The 16,198-nt window shown below is 69.8% G+C and carries 16 protein-coding genes and 1 pseudogene; 8 read left to right on the plus strand and 9 right to left on the minus strand.

The features are described 5' to 3' along the window. Positions 1 to 36: 36 nt before the first annotated feature. The 3 genes from ACIRJR_RS03275 to ACIRJR_RS03285 form a co-directional block, all read right to left on the minus strand. Positions 37 to 705: a Fic family protein gene (locus ACIRJR_RS03275; protein ID WP_403773002.1), complete on the minus strand. Its 669-nt coding sequence runs from the start codon at positions 703 to 705 to the stop codon at positions 37 to 39. Beyond that, entirely contained in the window at positions 692 to 1,483 is a 792-nt protein-coding gene (locus ACIRJR_RS03280) for a hypothetical protein (RefSeq protein WP_403773005.1), read from the minus strand. The genes ACIRJR_RS03275 and ACIRJR_RS03280 overlap by 14 nt, the downstream gene beginning before the upstream one ends. Before the next feature lie 72 nt (positions 1,484 to 1,555). Continuing rightward, entirely contained in the window at positions 1,556 to 2,314 is a 759-nt protein-coding gene (locus ACIRJR_RS03285) for a hypothetical protein (protein ID WP_403773008.1), read from the minus strand. 1,295 nt (positions 2,315 to 3,609) lie between these two features. Here ACIRJR_RS03285 and ACIRJR_RS03290 point away from each other — a divergent pair. The 3 genes from ACIRJR_RS03290 to ACIRJR_RS03300 all read left to right on the plus strand — a co-directional run bounded on the left by ACIRJR_RS03290 (position 3,610) and on the right by ACIRJR_RS03300 (position 6,218). Continuing rightward, on the plus strand, positions 3,610 to 4,209 hold the full coding sequence (locus ACIRJR_RS03290; RefSeq protein WP_403773011.1) for a hypothetical protein: 600 nt from the start codon (positions 3,610 to 3,612) through the stop codon (positions 4,207 to 4,209). Between the two features lie 221 nt (positions 4,210 to 4,430). Then, positions 4,431 to 5,189 (plus strand): polysaccharide deacetylase family protein, encoded by a 759-nt coding sequence (locus ACIRJR_RS03295; protein WP_403773014.1) that lies wholly within the window; start codon positions 4,431 to 4,433, stop codon positions 5,187 to 5,189. Positions 5,190 to 5,336: 147 nt separating this feature from the next. Next, complete coding sequence (locus ACIRJR_RS03300) at positions 5,337 to 6,218, plus strand: NAD(P)H-binding protein (protein ID WP_403773017.1); 882 nt, start codon at positions 5,337 to 5,339, stop codon at positions 6,216 to 6,218. A 155-nt stretch (positions 6,219 to 6,373) separates the two neighbouring features. Here the strand turns inward: ACIRJR_RS03300 and ACIRJR_RS03305 are convergent, their stop codons facing one another. From ACIRJR_RS03305 to ACIRJR_RS03320, 4 genes are all read right to left on the minus strand, one after another. Beyond that, positions 6,374 to 7,330: an AraC family transcriptional regulator gene (locus ACIRJR_RS03305; protein ID WP_403773020.1), complete on the minus strand. Its 957-nt coding sequence runs from the start codon at positions 7,328 to 7,330 to the stop codon at positions 6,374 to 6,376. A gap of 107 nt (positions 7,331 to 7,437) precedes the next feature. Then, positions 7,438 to 7,671, minus strand: coding sequence for a DUF6243 family protein (locus tag ACIRJR_RS03310; RefSeq protein WP_403773023.1), 234 nt, complete (start codon positions 7,669 to 7,671; stop codon positions 7,438 to 7,440). A gap of 549 nt (positions 7,672 to 8,220) precedes the next feature. Further along, complete coding sequence (locus ACIRJR_RS03315; protein ID WP_403773026.1) at positions 8,221 to 9,204, minus strand: hypothetical protein; 984 nt, start codon at positions 9,202 to 9,204, stop codon at positions 8,221 to 8,223. Positions 9,205 to 9,223: 19 nt separating this feature from the next. Further along, positions 9,224 to 9,751, minus strand: coding sequence for a SigE family RNA polymerase sigma factor (locus ACIRJR_RS03320; RefSeq protein WP_403773029.1), 528 nt, complete (start codon positions 9,749 to 9,751; stop codon positions 9,224 to 9,226). A gap of 402 nt (positions 9,752 to 10,153) precedes the next feature. On the opposite strand from ACIRJR_RS03320, the gene ACIRJR_RS03325 reads away from it, so the two are divergent. Further along, positions 10,154 to 10,699, plus strand: coding sequence for a hypothetical protein (locus ACIRJR_RS03325; protein WP_403773032.1), 546 nt, complete (start codon positions 10,154 to 10,156; stop codon positions 10,697 to 10,699). A 145-nt stretch (positions 10,700 to 10,844) separates the two neighbouring features. On the opposite strand, the pseudogene ACIRJR_RS03330 reads toward ACIRJR_RS03325, so the two are convergent. Next, positions 10,845 to 11,611, minus strand: a pseudogene (locus ACIRJR_RS03330) (transposase). Positions 11,612 to 11,682: 71 nt separating this feature from the next. Between ACIRJR_RS03330 and ACIRJR_RS03335 the strand changes: the two are divergent. Beyond that, positions 11,683 to 12,072, plus strand: a complete 390-nt coding sequence (locus ACIRJR_RS03335; RefSeq protein WP_403773036.1) for a hypothetical protein — start codon at positions 11,683 to 11,685, stop codon at positions 12,070 to 12,072. A 130-nt stretch (positions 12,073 to 12,202) separates the two neighbouring features. Here ACIRJR_RS03335 and ACIRJR_RS03340 read toward each other — a convergent pair whose 3' ends face one another. Further along, on the minus strand, positions 12,203 to 12,646 hold the full coding sequence (locus ACIRJR_RS03340; protein ID WP_403773039.1) for a hypothetical protein: 444 nt from the start codon (positions 12,644 to 12,646) through the stop codon (positions 12,203 to 12,205). A 772-nt stretch (positions 12,647 to 13,418) separates the two neighbouring features. Here ACIRJR_RS03340 and ACIRJR_RS03345 point away from each other — a divergent pair. From ACIRJR_RS03345 to ACIRJR_RS03355, 3 genes are read left to right on the plus strand one after another with little or no spacing between them, the layout of a single operon-like run. Beyond that, entirely contained in the window at positions 13,419 to 14,054 is a 636-nt protein-coding gene (locus ACIRJR_RS03345) for a DUF998 domain-containing protein (protein ID WP_403773042.1), read from the plus strand. Continuing rightward, the gene (locus tag ACIRJR_RS03350; RefSeq protein WP_403773046.1) at positions 14,051 to 15,154 is read left to right on the plus strand and encodes a sensor histidine kinase; all 1,104 of its coding nucleotides are present in this window, start codon (positions 14,051 to 14,053) and stop codon (positions 15,152 to 15,154) included. Before ACIRJR_RS03345 ends, ACIRJR_RS03350 begins: the two co-directional genes overlap by 4 nt. Further along, positions 15,151 to 15,807, plus strand: a complete 657-nt coding sequence (locus ACIRJR_RS03355; protein WP_403773049.1) for a response regulator — start codon at positions 15,151 to 15,153, stop codon at positions 15,805 to 15,807. Before ACIRJR_RS03350 ends, ACIRJR_RS03355 begins: the two co-directional genes overlap by 4 nt. The last annotated feature ends 391 nt before the right edge of the window (positions 15,808 to 16,198 follow it).

Below are 16,198 nucleotides of genomic sequence, written 5' to 3' on the forward strand. Positions count from 1 at the left end.
GCCTGACGAGCCGCCCCGGGGCCGCCCCGGGTCACGTCATCGCGCACCGGCGTCCCGTGCACCCTCCGCCGACCTCCGTACGAGGATCCGGACCAGGAGCGCGAGGTCCGCGGCCCCGGCGGCGTCGTCCGCGTAGCGCGTGGTCTGCAGGGGCTCCACCTCCGCCAGGAACACACGCTCCCTGGCGAGCACGAAGGTGAGCGCGAGCAGGGCGGCACGGGCGTTGCCGTCGGCGAAGGGGTGGAAGAACGCCACGTCCAGAAAGGCCCGCGCGGCACGCGCCTCCAACGGCACCGTCCGGTCCCCGCTCTCCTTGAGACAGCGGGCGAAATCCCCGGGAGTGCCGGCCGTCAGGCCGTACCGCTCGCGCCCTCGCTTCGCGTACGCGTCCCCCGTGCGGAACGGGGCGTCACGCACGGCGAGCACGACCCGCTGCCATCCGGACAACAGGCCGAAATCGAGCGGCCTGTCGCGGGCGGTGTCGCGGGCGGCATCGGCGCGCACGGCCTCGTACGCGGCCAGCAACCGGCGCGCCCGTACGGGATCGCGACGGCTGACCGGCCCCCCGCACCAGGCGGTGACCCCGTCGGCCGCCGGAATCACCGGGCCGGTGACGCCTTCCGTGCCGAGCTCCGCCCAGCCGACCTCCGCCCTGACCCTGCACCAGTCGGCCAGGGAGTCCGGGGGGCCCTCAGCGGCGGTCACGCCGCCCCCGGTCGTGACGGTCCTCGAGGTGTCCGTACTCCCGGTGGTCGCGGTAGGGCCGCTTCCCGGTCACTCCGACGGCCAGGTCCTCGCCGACCGAATCGATGAGTGTCCGGTCCGGCGCGACCCAGCTCTCGAAGCGTCCGCCGATGGCGTCGGCGACGACAGCCATGGCCTCGGCGCGGTCCATGCCGCAGGAGGTGAGGAACCACTGCAGCACCAGGTAGCACGCTCCGTACCAGCCGCTGTCCGCACCACCACGGTCCAGCACACGCGTCACCAGCCGCACCGCAGCGCGCTCCAGGTGCCAACTGCGCTGCTCGGGGCTCGCGTCCGGATCCGGCGCCAACTCGGCGAACACCGCGGCGAGGCCCTCCAGCCAGGCGCGCCATTCCACCAGGGAGGCCACGGCCTTGGCGGCGGTCTCCTCCGGCGAACCCACCGAGTGCGACGAACAGCACCAGGCCCCGACCACACCGCCGTCCTTGTCGCCCTCCCCGATGCTCCAGTTCCAGTCGGCCGCCCAGGCCCCGTACCGCCCGACGAAGAGCTCCGTCACCTGGTTCACGCACCGGTGCTTCGCCTGCCAGCCGACGTCCTCTCCGGTCGGCACGAGGGGCACGACCAGAGCGGTGACCCGGATCTCCTCGTCCTCGCTCCAGACGAAGGGATGGCTCTCCGGGTCCAGACCGGCCCAGGTGAGGACGTCCCGGCGGCGGCCGGCTACCGGCTGATCAGCTGACGTGGTGACCTCCGAGATCGGACGGCGGGGGAACAACCGCATCATTATGCGGAGTTGGCCGCCGCGATGCACCCGGTTGGCCGGGGCGAGCGGTTCGCACGGCGCCGTTCACGCACTACCGCCGGTCGGCTCGTGGGGCCCGGGCCGCCCCTCGGTACCGGCGCTGTGCAGTGTGACAAGTTCGCTCAGGTCGTTCGACACCATCACCTCCGCGAGACAGCCCGCGGCCGCCACCACCTCGGGCCACGCCGCGGACCGGAGGTATGCGTCGTCGGTGTCGTCCAGGGCGCCGGCTTCTGCGGCGGTCAGCGCTCTGCCCAGCCGGCGCATGAGGTCCACCTCTTCGGGCGTGCGCAGACTGATACCGAGGTACCCCTCCGGACGGTCGGCGTCGCAGAAGTCGTCGAAGAGCACGTGAAAGATGTGGTCCACGTTCTCGAACCTCGACGGATCGAGCCACACCGCTTGCTGCCACGGCGGATTGGCCAGAGCAAGCACCGCCGGTACGAGGTTGACGCGGAAGTTCGCCAGGCGCTGACCGTCCTCGTCGACAGGTCGGCCGGCGGGGCCCGGGACGGCGGGGGCCCCGCCGTTCGGGTCCAGGCCGGCGCCGACCTGGACCGTGCGCGCACAGAGGACCTCGGGGCTCGTGCCGCCCGGAGGGCCCGCGCTCTTCGCTGACCGCGCTCCGTCCTGGCGGCTCCGCGTCGCCGACTCACGCCCGTAGCGGGCAGCCGCGAGTACGAGCGCCAGAACCGCCAGGACCTGCGTGATCGCGTTGTCCGCGACGATCACCAAGGCGCCCAGCGGCACGACGCTCACCAGATTCCAATGCGGACCCGCCCACCGGCCGGACCTGTTCGTCATCTCGCCCCCTGAGTGGCGCCCCTGAGTGAAGGCGGGGCCCGGCGTCAGCCTCTCAACCTGCTCCCCGTCGGTCCACCTCCGGCGGGTGGGAAGCCCCGACCGGATCACCCTCGCGGCCACAGGTCCTTGGCACGATGACGACCATGTGGGGAGGTGGTCCTCCGAGCGTCGCCCAGGCTCCGTCCGGCCGGGGCCGTGGCGGTCCGACCGTCGGCGGATGACACCCGGAGCCATGCGGTGCGCTGGTCGGAGAAGACCGTACGGCGGGTGGCGGGTGCCGCCGTCATCCGCCTTCCGCAGCAGTTGGGGAACAGCGATTATCAATTCTTCGTCCGAAATGCCTTCCGATCTCCTGAATTCCGGGTCGATGGGACGGTCCTGCAGAGGGTGTGGCGGGGAATCGTCAGTGCCGTCGGCGTGTGTGCGGTCGATCGGGAGTGAATTCGGCACTTACGTGCCAGCTCGCTGTCGAATCGCGTACGAATTCCATCCGCTGCTCTGCGGCGGTGCCCGCAGAGGTGTTCCGCGAGCGCTGCCGCGTGAGGTGACCAGAGGTAAATGACCGGGCCGCCGAATACGCTCAGGGCAATTCCCCTGCCGTCTCCGGAGCGTTTCGCGTGAACTGGCCCGGCTCGATCCGCGTGTCGGTCCGAGCTGCCCAGTACGGCTCCTGCGGGAAATGCGGTCGTACCGGCGAACAGGGGCGTGGCTGAGGGAGGAGATCGGTTCCGGGAGCGACGGGGGTGCGGCGGTGACGCCCACCGCTCGGCACCCGCCGGAGTGGTGGCGGACGGTCGGGCCTGCCGGTCGCGGCGGCGTTCCCCTGCCCCCGGCGCAGTCCGCCCTTCGCCGCAGCGCGGCTTTCCGTCGAGGACCCCGAGGGTGCCGGCGGTTCCACCCCGCGTACAGGCCGGCGGGGAGCTCGTCTGCGATGACGGTCCGGGGCTGTTCGTCGCCCGGTCGACCCCCTGGCCGGAGTCACCCGCCATCCGCATTCAGGGAAACTCTCGCCCGGTCCGGATGGATGAATCCGGGCACCCTCTCCGGATCGCTGCGGTGCCGCGGCGGATATCGTCGCGTAATCGGTCGAGGATGTGTCTGCCTGACCTCCTGGAATATATTAAGCCTTGGCTCCACGATATCGCCCGGTTCACCCGGTAAGTCTCCGGCGCCGGTGAGTATTCCAGTCGCCGGTTCCGGCCGGAGGGGGTCGCCTTTCGCCTCCCGCTCGGCTGTTTGTTTTCGTGATATAGTCCTAATGAATTCACAGGACGCCACGAAAAAAGGGGAATGGCGTGAACACCGAGAAGGTCACGGCTCGACGTCTTGCGGCCGGAGATGTTTCGGAATTGGGCCTCCAGGACGCCATCTTCGTCTCGGCAGAGATGGATGGCCTTCCTCTCGACTGCTACGCCCCGGCCTTCCTCACGGAGCCGGGTAAGAATTTCGAGGGAGGGTCCTTCGTCGCCAGGACGGTCTTCGGCAAGGAGATCCATGTTCTCCCGGACAATGCCGAAGAGCCCGGGATCTGGATCGCCGACAAGGCGGGAGAGGAGATCGAGGTCCTCCAGAGCGCCGGAGTCCTCCTGAACCTCGCCCTCTTCGTGCCCGGCGGCAACAAGGAATCCCTGGATTCGCTCTACGCCGCCGCCCGGGATGCCTTCGGTGCGGGGATCGTCCAGCGCTGGAGCGAGGAAACCGTCGCGGTGCCGGACGTCAAGGTCGACCTGTACGAGGAGCCGGCCCGGGGGCGGAAGAACACGAACAACCAGAACCGCGACCGCCGCGCACTGGACATCTACCCGACCCGCGTGCGGTTCCTGGAGCCCAGCGACGGCTGGAAGTTCATCATCGAACCGCACAAGGAGATCGTCGACGACACACCGACGATCTGACCTGACGACAGGTCGGTCCTCGGTCGTCCGTAACGAAGAGCCCGTCAGCCTGCTGACGGGCTCTTCGTCGTGTCCGCCCCGCGTCTGTCGCGGAACTCCCGCGTTTGTCGTCGGCCTCCTGCGGGTTCGTCCGCGATCAGTAACAGAGGGTGCTTGCGGGGACGTTCGTGTGACTTCATGGGGGCACGGCATCGGCGCAGGCGGCAAAGGGGCGGGCAACCATGGCAAGGCACAAGGGAAGGGGATGGCACGGCCGGCTCCTCGCGGCGGGGCTCGGGGTGACGGTGCTGGCCGCCGCGACCTCTGTGTGGACCGCGCAGGCAGGCCCCTCCGAAGGGAGGCCGCCGGCACGCGTCGCGGCGCCTGCCGTGGCCAAGGTGTCGGCGGACATCGCGCACGCCTCGGACCGGGGCCCCCGGGGCGTCAACATCACCATCGACGACGGCCCGGACCCCGTCTGGACGCCCCAGGTGCTCGAACTGCTCCAGGACAGCGGCGTGAAGGCCACGTTCTGCATGGTGGGCACCCAGGCCAAGGCGTACCCCGACCTGGTCAGGAAGGTCGTGGCGGCCGGGCACCGGCTGTGCGACCACACGGTCTCGCACGACACCGCGATGGACAAGAAGTCCGAGGCGTACCAGTCCCAGCAGATCCTGGATGCCGAACGCATGATCACCGAAGCGTCCGGAGGCGTCCGGCCGCAGTACTACCGGGCCCCCGGTGGTGCGTTCACCCCGTACAGCCGCCAGCTCGCCGCGTCCCGGGGAATGCGCCCGCTGGGATGGAACGTCGACACCAAGGACTTCGAGCACCCCGGCGCGGACACCATGGTCGCCACCGTCAAGCGTGAGATCTCCAACGGGCCGACCGTCCTCTTCCACGACGCGGGAGGAGAACGCTCCCAGACGCTGGCCGCGCTGCGCGAGGTGCTGCCCTGGCTGAAGGAGCAGGGGTACTCCTTCGGCTTCCCCGTGCGGTGAGCGAGGCCCGCCCCCGACATGCTCTCGGCGGCTCCGCGGCGGAGCCGCCGGCCCCCGGGCTCGGCACGGCACCGGCCGGACGCGCGGACATCCCTTCCGGACGGTGAGGCATGGCAGTGTGCCGCCCGCGCCGCCAGGCTTTACGGCATGACACCGACAGGCACGACACGTAAGGACACCCCGAGGACCTCCGGCACCGTGCTGGTGATCGGGGGAACCGGGAAGACCGGCCGCAGGACGGTGGCCCGGCTCCGCGAGCTGGGCGTGGAGACCCGGTCGGCCTCACGTTCCGGGGACGTCCGGTTCGACTGGGAGGACCGGGCCACGTGGCAGGCGGCCCTCGACGGGGTGGAGGCCGTCTACATCGTCCCGCTGGACACTTCGCCCTCCCCGACACCGGCCTTCGTCGAGCAGGCCGTCGCGGCCGGGGTGCGACGGCTGGTGCTGCTCTCGGCGCGTGGCGTGGACGTGCCCGGTTACTTCGGCTCCTCCTACGACGACGGCGGCCCGCACCTGGAGGGCGAGACGGCCGTCCGGTCCTCCGGCGCGGCCTGGACGATCCTGCGGCCCGGCTGGTTCGCCCAGAACTTCAGCGAGGGCGTCTTCCTGGACGGTGTCCGTGCCGGTGAACTCGCACTGCCCACCGGTGACGGGAGAGCCGCGTTCGTCGACGCCGACGACATCGCGGCGGTGGCCGCCGCGGCTCTGACCGAGGACGGCCACGAGGGCGAGGTGTACGAACTGTCGGGCCCCCGGGCGCTCGGCATCGACGACGTACTCGACGAGATCGCGAAGGTGACCGGTGCACGCGCCGCCTACGTCCAACTGGAGGAGTCCGCTTTCCGGGCCGGGCTGGTGGCACAGGGGATGCCCGAGGAGGAGGCCGCGCTGTGGACCGCCGCGATGAAACCGATCCGCACGAGTCAGGAGGCCCTGGTCACGGATGGTGTGCCGAGGGCGCTCGGCCGCCCGCCCCGCGACATCGCCGACTTCGCCCGTGACGCGGCGGCGGAGGGTGTGTGGGACTGAGGGGAGCCGCGGCGGCGGAGGGTGTCTGGGACTGAGGGGAGCCGGGGCGGGGGAGCGGCAGGGCCGCGGAGATCCCCCGGCACCTCGATCCCCACTCCATCCCCACGCCCGCACCCCTCAACCACGGGGGCGGCTCGTCCCTCCGCTCCGGCCGGTCAGCCCCCCCCCGGCACGGGGCGGTCCCGTAGACGGGTGGTGGCGGCCTCCTGCCGGTACGCGGACGGGCTCTCGCCCCGCAGCCGTTTGAAGGCCGAGCTGAAGCCGAACGCGTCCGCGTAGCCGACCCGCCGGGCCACCGCGGCCACCGTCAGTTCCGGGCGGGTCAGCAGATCGGCGGCGAGCGTCATCCGCCACTCGGTCAGATACGCCACCGGGCCGTCCCCGACCAGTTCCGTGAACCGCTTCGCCAGCGTCGTCCTCGACACTCCCGCCCGGCTCGCCAGCTCCGCCGTCGTCCACGGGTGCGCCGGATCCTCGTGGATCGCGCGCAGGGTGGGGCCTGCCACCTCGTCGGCGAGCGCGCCGTACCACCCGGGTGGCTCGGCCTCCGGACGGTCGAACCAGTCCCTCAGCGTGCACACGAGCAGCCAGTCGAGCAGCCGGTCGAGCACGATCTGGTGCCCCGGACGGTCGCCGCCGATCTGCGCCTCCAGGTAGTCCCGTATCGGCGTGCAGTCCTGCTCGTCCGGCACCACCAGGACCGGTGGCAGAGCGCGGAGGAGCCGTTGAGGAACCTGGGTGCGGATGTCGTAGGCGGCAGCCAACAGGACGGTGGGGCCGCTGAGTTCGAGGTCCATGTCCGCGTGGGAGGGCGCGTCCTCGCCCCAGTGCACCTCCCGTGCGCCGGCCGCCTGCTCCGTCCCCGTGCCGTGCACCGGTTCGTCGCTGAAGGAGAACGGTGCGGGCCCCCGGACGATCGCGGCCTCGCCGAGCGCCACGTGCCGTGCCTTCCCGGCCTCCGGGACGATCCACCCGGCACCGCGCAGCGGCAGGCACAGGGTCAGGTGGGCGCCGTCGGGGAACCGGAGCGACCAGGGTGGCCACAGCACCGACCGGCCGAACACCGCGCCCTTCCCCCGCACGCCCCGCAACAGCTCATCGAAGACGTCCATGGCTCCAACGATAGTCAGCGCTACAGGAGTTGCGGGCGGCCACCTGTGCCCGGCGGGCTTTCGGCCAGGGGGCGGGGCGGTGTGTCCCGCCCCAAGGGCGCGGGGTGTCAGCTCTGCGAGGTGTCGTCGCCCGTCTGTCCGGCGTCTCCGGCTGCGGCCTCGCCTGCGCCCGCGCCTGACTTCTCGCGCATCTTGCGCACCAGCTCCGCCTTCTGGTCGGCGGCACTCTTGCGGTCCAGGTTGCGGTGCGGACCGTTGTTCTGCCGCTCGGCGCGGGACTGCCTCTTGCGCTGGCCGCCGCCCATGCCTACGGGGTTGTTGATGTTCTTGCTGTCGGTCATGGGTTCTCCGGGAATGATGTGAAGTGATCTACGGATTCATCGACCGGGGGACGGGCGCGATGACGTCGAGGGGCGTCCGCAGGGGCCCATCACGCTCTCACTCGTAAATCGGCACCTGGAAGAACATGGCAAAGACGTTACCCGGTTCCGTCAGCCGCGCACGCCGGCCCTGCGGCGTCCGGACGCCACCAGGCTTCGACCGGCACAGGGGCCCGGCCCAGCTCTGACGGGAATCCCGGCACCTTCGGTGCCCGCGAGGTACCTGCCGGGTCCTTCGGTGCCCGCCGGTCCTTCGGCGCCCGCGAGGTACCTGCCGGGTCGTCGGCGCTTGCCGGCTCTCGCCACCCGCGCCGGTCGTCGCCACCCGCGCCGCTGTCTCACCACCCGCGCCGGTCGTCAGCACCGCCCTGGAGGCGTCCAGCTGGACGCAGCGGCGGCGGTCCACTCGCAGGTGGTGCTGTCGACGGTGTCGGTGTCCCCTGGCCGAGGAGTGATCGGCCGGACGTACCGGCGCTTCGGGCCGTCGTCGGCGAGGCCCCGCTTCGGCGGTCAATGCCTGGTCGAGCTGGACGGCTCCGTCGCGGTGCTCCGGGAATCGTCGACCGGGACCGTGCCGTGGGCCGGGACCGAGCCGTCGGCCGGGAAGTGCCGGCTCCGGTCCGTGTGCGGCGTGAGACTCTTCGCCGTCTCGTTGACCTGCGGGTCTACGAAGCACTGCCATCGCGAACTCGTCGCGATGTCCCGCAACTCGGCAAGGCTCAGCGGCGGTTTGAGAGCGACCACGGGCCCGCCCTCGACGTCAGCGCCGTTGGACGTGCCCACGAGGATCCGCGTCCCGTCCGTACGGAGCAGATCCGCGTGGCGACTCAGCAGCAGCCCGGACCGGGCCTCGTACACCATCAGAACCGAGCCGTCGCTCAGGTTGGAGACCCCGCAGGCGGACATCCTCCCGACCTCCGGCGCGCGGTGCTCGCAGGAGTAGAACCCCTTCAAGGTGCTCGCCCGATCCGCACCGTCCTGCTGGACGAACATGTCGCGCCCGAAGCCCGGCTGCAGATTGACCTGCACCTCCGCCCCGGCCGGCCAGCCGCCGGAGTTGAGCCGGCCGTAGACCTCGTACGCCGACAGGGGACCCTGCCGGCTCTCGTACCCCGAGGTCCGTCCCTCGGGCATCAGCTCCTTCAGGGTCTGCACGGCCGCCCGCCCCGTGATCCGCTCCGTCCCGGCCGGCGGCTGCGGATTCTCAGGCAGATTCGAGAAGTCGGGGATCCTCACCTCGCCCGGCTCGGCACCCGGGCCCGCCGAAAGTGTCTCCACACGGTCCGTGTACGTCGGGAAGTGCGCGCCGAGCAACGACGTTCCCGTCACCGCCCCGACGACCGCGAGTACGCCCGCCGCGACCGCGATCCGGCGTCGGCCGCGCATCCGCCTGCCTTGCCGCGTCGCTCCGTCGACCAGGGCGCGCGTCGGCGGCCGCACGTCGCCGACGGCCTCTCCCATGATCTTGCTCAGCCCGTGCTCGTCCAGCGCCATGTCCGTCCCTGTCCCTCTCTCAGATCGCGGTGAGCGATTCGCGCTCGCTGCCGAGCAGTTCCCGGAGCCTGGCCAGGGCGGCCATGCTGCGATTGCGCACCGTGCCGGGCCGCAGACCGAGTTCCGAGGAGGTCTGCTCGACGCTGCGGTCCTCCCAGTAGCGCAGCACCAGCACGGCCCGGTCCTTGGGCGACAGCTGCGCCAGGGCCGCGAGCAGCGCCACGCGCAGGGCCGGGTCACCAGGAACGCCGTACGCCCTGTCGGGTACCGCCTCGACGGGCCGCTCCGTGCTGCGCCGCAGCCGCCGCTGAGAGAGATGGACACGGACCAGGGCGGTGCGGACATAGGCGTCCCGGTTGTCCGCGCGCCGCACACGCCCCCAGGAGGCGAAGGCCTTGGCCAGCGCCGTCTGCACCAGATCCTCCGCTTGGTGCCAGTCCCCGCCGGTCAGCAGCAGCGCAGTACGGAAGAGCCTGGGGCCGGCCGTGGTCGCGAACTCCTGGAACTCCGCCAGCCGGTCCTCGTGTCTGCCGCCGAAGGCGCCCATGCGATCCGTGTCCTCCCCTGCCGGCCGCGCTCTCGCGAACCGCTCACTCCTCAGACGCCACGGGCGGCTCACCTTGTCACTGGTGACCGGGCCGGAGGAGCCACAACGTGCCCGAGGGCGGGTGGGCTCGCGGATTGTCCGGGGGTGACGTGCCGGGTCCTCAGGCAGCAAACAGGTCTCACCTGCGCTGCCGAAAGGGCGGACCCTTCTCGGATTCGAGCGTGGCAACGGCACCTTCGCTGACCGCTCCTCACCGGCGCTACCGGCGAGTTGTCTCACTCTTCGACGGTCACCACGAACTGGGCGTCACGTGACTCCACCGAGGTTCCGGTGCTCCGATAGGCTGATCATCGTGAACGCTGCCCCGTAAAGGGCAGAGCATGACATAGAGGGAGCAGTCTGGTGCCGAGCCGCAGGATATCCCCCGGTATCTGGATCATCGGATTGCTGTCCGGCGCCCTCGCCGCAATTTCCTTCTTGTCGGTGCAGGCTTCCGGGAACATCCCTTCAGAGAACGCCGCAAGCGCTCCTTCCAAGCCGAGTCCGAAGCCTCGGCCTTCCGCCACCAAGCCCAAGACGTACAAGGTCCCCGATGACTCCGGAGCCGGGCGGCGGATCGTCTATTCACTCTCCCAGAAAAGGGTCTGGCTCCTCTCCGAGAGTGAGTCCGTCACCCGCACCTTCACCGTGTGGCCGGGAAATGTGCCTCCGGCGGAGGGGGAGTATCCGGTGACCTTCCGCCGTGCGGAAGGTACGGGAGGCGACGGTGTGCGAATTGAGCACGCGGTCTACTTCGGAGAACGATCGGCCTTTTCGAACGCCCTTGACGGGGCCTCTCCCGCACCGGACAGCTCGGTGAAGACCGGCGCGATTCGCGAGAGCGTCGCGGACGGCACAGCGCTGTGGGATTTTGCCACAAAGGGGACTCTCGTTTACGTCGTCGGCTGAGTTCGGACTCACTGTTTTCGTGATCAGGACTTGGGGATTCGGTGGGCGGTTCCTGCGGCCCCGCAGGCGCTGCTTCCCAAGGGCTGTCCCGTAAATAATCTTCACTGTGGTCGGGGTGGGGCCGGCCGTCGCGGGGTCCTGCCGCTTATCCGGCGAGGTTGAGGTTGTGCAGGCGGGCGATGCCGAGCGTGGCGTGATGGACGCCGTCGCCCTTGAGACGGCAGTCACGCAGGATCTTCCAGCACTTCATTCGGGCGAAGGCGTGCTCGACGCGAGCCCGGACCTGCTTGTGGGAGGTGTTATGCGCCTGTTGCCAGTCGGTCAGTTCTTTACCTGCTCGGCGGCGGTGGGGCATCACCAGGCCGGTTCCCGGGTAGCCGCCGTCGGCGATGGTCATCGTCTTGCCGATGGCGTCCTTCGCTCCGGACTCCTCCCATGCCTTGCAGTCGTGCGGTTGCCGGGCAGCGGCCGGCCGACGACCACGACAAGCCGGGTGTCGGCATCGATGACGACCTGGTGGTTCGTGGAGTAGCGGTAGTTCTTCGACTGCGCGGCCACCACGTGGTCACGGGTGGGCACGAGAGTGCCGTCCACGATGAGCACGGTGTCCTTCGCGAACCGCTTGCGCGGCCGGAGCGCGATCTTGGGCCCGAGATGGTCGATGATCCGGTCGGCCGGCGACTTGGAGACACCGAAGAGCGGAGCCAGCTGGCGCAGGGTCAAGTTTGTGCGCCAGCACGCCGCGACCAGCAACACCCGGTCTTCCAACGGCAGACTCCACGGCCGTCCACGTCGCGGCTCGTCAGCGACTTCACGGCGCACCACGGTCATCAACTTGCCGAAGCAGCGCGGGCTCAGCCCGGTGAACGGGGCTGTCCAGGACGGCTCCGACGCCGTGATCACTCGAGACACACCAAGATCATAAAATTTGCCCGCGAGCTCTGGCAGACCAGCGCAACCAACGGCTCCTATGCTCGCCGACTATGACTACTCCTTCCTCGTACGTCTTCATCGAAGAGGACACAACCGAGCTCGAGAGCGTTGAGGGGAAAGTCCTCAGCCTGCATCGTTGGCATCTGGCAGCTACCCAACATGTCGACGGAGACAGGGCAGCAGCCGAGGTCAGAGCTGAGGAACTTGCCAGCAGCCACATTCCGCAATACATAGCGAAGCGCCTCAAGGCCGGCAGCAGACCATACCGGAGCGTGTTCCGCATGCCTGACGGGACATGGCTGGTGAAGATGAAAAGCGGCTACCAAGAGACGCACTTCCGCGTGAGCACCGGCGAGCTCGTCCTCATGGAAGAGGAGATCAAGGGGCAGGATCCGCCCGCACCCCCCAGGAAGGGGCTCAACCGGTTGCTCGGCCGCTGAGCTTCCCTGTCCGAGCCAGGCGACCGACGTCTGTCGACAAGCACCGAAACGCGCGGACACCCTTGCACAGCCCCGTCGTTCGAGATGCTGCGGCGCAAGGGGCGGCCGGAGATGCTTTACGGGACAGCCCCTAGCAGGGCCGACTGCTGTCCCGGGACTTCGCAGCCGAGAGCACCTTGATCGCGAAGGGCCGGTAGTCGTCATCGCTCGCCGCCGCGGCGTATCCAAGTGCCCCCAGCATCTCGAGAAGCGCCGATGCCATCTGCTCGTGGATACGGCCCGCAGCTGCGATCACCGGGTCGTCAAGCCGTTGCCCCTGCAGAGCCTCGATCGTTGCTTTCCGGAGGGAGGGGTGTACCTCCCAGTGGAGCCAGATGCCGCCTGCGGCGTCGTCGAATCCATCCACTTCGACTCTCAGGCCGCCGCCCGACACCTCCTGCTGCTGATTCTCCTGGCCGAGTATGACGAGCCCGGATCGGGCCAGGTCCGCCGCAGCTGCTGCGGCGAGCTCCCGGAGGCGGTTGACCTTGCTTGGCGCGAGCGGCCGCAGCCCCCACTCGTTCTCCTCTGTCACGGCGGACACGGTATAGCCGAGGTCGGTGGAGCGGCTCTTCCGGCTCAGCGGAGCCGGACCCTCAGGCTCGTGCATAGCCGGAGACGTCGTTCGTGATCTTGCGGAGCTCCGCCACCTGGTCGCACGGGCACTCATGACCAGGTCGCTGGCTTCGGCGGGCATGTCCTGGAAGTCGTGCTGCGCTTGCTTCGTCCAGTCCATTTGCCAAGGCGGCCGGAGTGGTTCGTCGATCACTCTCCGGGCTTCCTCGCGGTGGCTTCGTGCCGGAGGCGGCTGTACTCCTCCAGAGGCCGGATGGACTCCTCGGGGTCCTCGGACTCGGCTGCGCGGGCTTCGAGGTCGCGAGGCGCGAGTCGAGGACGGGGTTCCGGGCGATGGCGTACTGCGTCCACCACAGGCGCATGAAGGCGGGCACGGGGGTGATGCTGAAGGCGTCGCCGATGCGCGCTTCCTCCAGTGGGCCTCGAAGTCCGGGAGGAGGTGCGGCGTGTGGTCCTGAATCACCAACCTGAGTGCTTGAGGCGTGTGTTCGGGCATGGGCGGCAACCGCAGGGGTTCCCCCTCCTGACCACCGCCGGTGCGGCTCGCGGGCTCGCCGGCCTGGCGGGGAGCTTCGGACCTGAGGCTGAGACGGCGGAGGGGCGGGCAGCGTGCGACGGCCTTCGTCTGGTCGTACATCGATCGGAGTAGTCGTGTACTCCGCTGGCGCAGGCTCGAATGACGCGTCGGGGGCGATGTCCCAGGAGGGAGGCCGGACCTACCGTCTGGCCCTATGACCAAGACATTCTCTCTGGCAGGCTTTGCCGTCGCCGTCCTCGCCTTCGCGGCGTCCGATGCGGTCAACAGGGGATACGACCCGTTGGCTGAGACGATCAGCAGATACGTCAATTTGCCGCACGGCTGGCTGGTGACCGTCGGCCTGCTGGCGGTCGCGGTCGGGTCGGCGGCCGTGGCCGTCCGGGTCACCGGCAGTGGATGGGGTGGGTGGCTGCTGCGATGCTGGGCGGGATGCGTACTGGTCACCGCTGTCTTTCCGGCGGACCCGCCGGGCAACTGGAGCCGCCCTTCGGTCTCCGACGGGGTGCACGGAGTCGCGGCCTGGGTGGGATTCCTCGCGTTGGCGATCGCTATCGTCCGGCTGACCGTCGAATGGCGGCGCGAACCGGCGTGGGCGTCGAAGGCACGTGGGCTGACCGTGCTCGCGTGGGCGTCATCGGTGGCGTTCGTGTTGTTCGCCGTGGCGCTGGTGGACAAGGCTGCCCTTACTCATACGGCCCCTCTGGGGCTGGTCGAACGTATCGTCCTCGCCCTGAATCTGGCCTGGCTGGCTGTGGCCGCCACCGCGGCGAAGTCCCGGCCTTCGGCGTCGGGCACGATGAGGCGCATGACGTCAGGCATCGCCAAGTGAGCCCCCGCCCGCAGACCAGGTGGCACCCGCGGCTGGTGGACCTGGCCCTGGCGCTGTTGACCGCCGTGGGTATCGGTGCAGGTCCCTCCGCGATGGGCGCACCGCCGTCGTGGCACGGCACGTTCGGCCTGGGTATGATCCTGGGCGGTCTGCTGCTGGTCCGCCGACGCCGTCCCGTGCTCGTGCTCGGCCTGTCCGCAGCCGCGCTCGTCGGCTACCAGATAGCCGGCCTGTTCGAGGGCGGTTCGGTCTGGCCTCTATCCGTCGCCCTGTTCACCGCCGCGCTCAGCCGCCCGGGCTGGGCCGCCGCTGCCGGTGCCCTCACCCTGGCGTGCGGCCTGGCCTTGCAGGGGCTGGATTCCTCCGAAGCCTTTGCCCGGGGTGGCGTCGAGCTGCTCTGGTTGGCCTTGGTGTCGGCCGCGGCGAGTTCCTGGCGCCAGTACGGCCGTTGGCGAGCCGAGCATCAGGCTCGCCTCCTGCAACTGGAACAGACCCGGCTGGTCGAGCAGCGGCTGATCATCTCCCGGGAGGTCCACGATGTGGTCGCCCACACCCTGGCCGTCGTCGGTGTCCACCTGAACGTCGCCGTCGAGGCTCTGGACGATTCGCCCGCGGAGGCGCGCGCCGCTCTGCGCACCGCGATCGTCGTGCGCAACCAGGCCATGACCGACTTGAAGGCGTTCGTGGGTGAGCTCCGCGACGTGCCGCAACACGGCTTGGAGTCCCTGGCCGGCCTGGTCTCGCAGGCCGAGGCTGCCGGGTTGGAGGTGCGCTACGACTCGGAGGGTGACCCCGATGCCGTTCCGGCGGCCCAGGCGCTCACGGCCTACCGAGTCGTCCAGGAAGCCGTGGTCAACACCCTGCGTCACTCCGACGCCGGGCGCCTCACCATCCGGGTGCAGGCCCGGACGCGAGCCTTGGAGGTGACGGTCACCGACGACGGGCGCTCAGCGGCGGGCTTCACGGAAGGGCACGGACTGACCGGGATGCGCGAGCGCGTCACGGCCCTCGGGGGAACGCTGCGCATCGACGCCGGCAAGGGCTTCGGCGTACGGGCCCTCCTGCCTCTGACGGACCACGTGACAGGCTTGGCACCATGACCATCAGTGTGCTGCTCGCCGACGACCAGGCGCTCGTGCGGGCGGGGTTCCGCAGCCTGCTTGGCCGCGCCAAGTCCCTGGCCGTTGTCGGTGAGGCCGCCTCGGGGGCGGAAGCGGTACGGCAGGCCGCCCTGGTGCGGCCGGACGTCGTGCTGATGGACATCAGAATGCCGGGCATGGACGGCATCGAGGCCACCCGCCGCATCCTGGCCGAGTTGCCGACGGCCAAGGTGATCATCCTGACCACGTTCGACACCGACGAGCACGTCTTCGAGGCGCTGCAAGCAGGCGCGAGCGGGTTCCTCACCAAGGAGGTCGAACCGGCTGAACTACGTCGGGCTGTCGAGGTCGTGGCGTCGGGTGACTCCTTGCTGTCGCCGGGCGTCACCCGCCGCGTCATCGAGCGCTTCGCGCACCGCCCCCGGCCCGCCGCAACGCTGCGTGCGCTGACGGCACGCGAGAACGAGGTGGTCAGACTGGTGGCGGAAGGGCTGTCCAATGACGAGATTGCCGCCGCACTGGTGATCAGCCCCTTGACCGTGAAGACCCACATCTCCCGAGCCATCACCAAGTTGGGCCTGCGCGACCGTGTGCAACTGGTCATCACCGCCTACGAGCACGGTCTCGTCAGCGCCTCGCGCGCCGATGGTTGATGGCGGGCAAAGGCAAAGCCCCAGGTCTCTGACCTGGGGCTTCGTGGAAGAGCGGGTGACGGGAATCGAACTCGCGCTCTGAGCCCGGGAATCTCCCGGCATCTGATCGCCGGTTATGCCGCCGACCAGCTGGAACCCCGTCCCGGCACCTCGTTTGCCGATGGCAGCGCAACACTCGAAGTGACCGTTCTTCACCCCTGTGCCTGGCACGTAGTGGCACGGGGCCCGGCGGGGAATCCGTGGCCTGTCCTCCGCTGTCCCCACCTCTGTCCTCACTCGGAACCGGACAGGTCCGCTTCCGGATCAGGGACTTGCACGTGGCCCCGCGGCCGGCCGCTTCGAGGCGCAGGGGCGGGGCACGGGTGCAGGGGACGGGTGGTTGCGAAAGGGC

It is taken from the genome of Streptomyces sp. NPDC102402, from assembly GCF_044765765.1.
Taxonomy (GTDB): domain Bacteria; phylum Actinomycetota; class Actinomycetes; order Streptomycetales; family Streptomycetaceae; genus Streptomyces.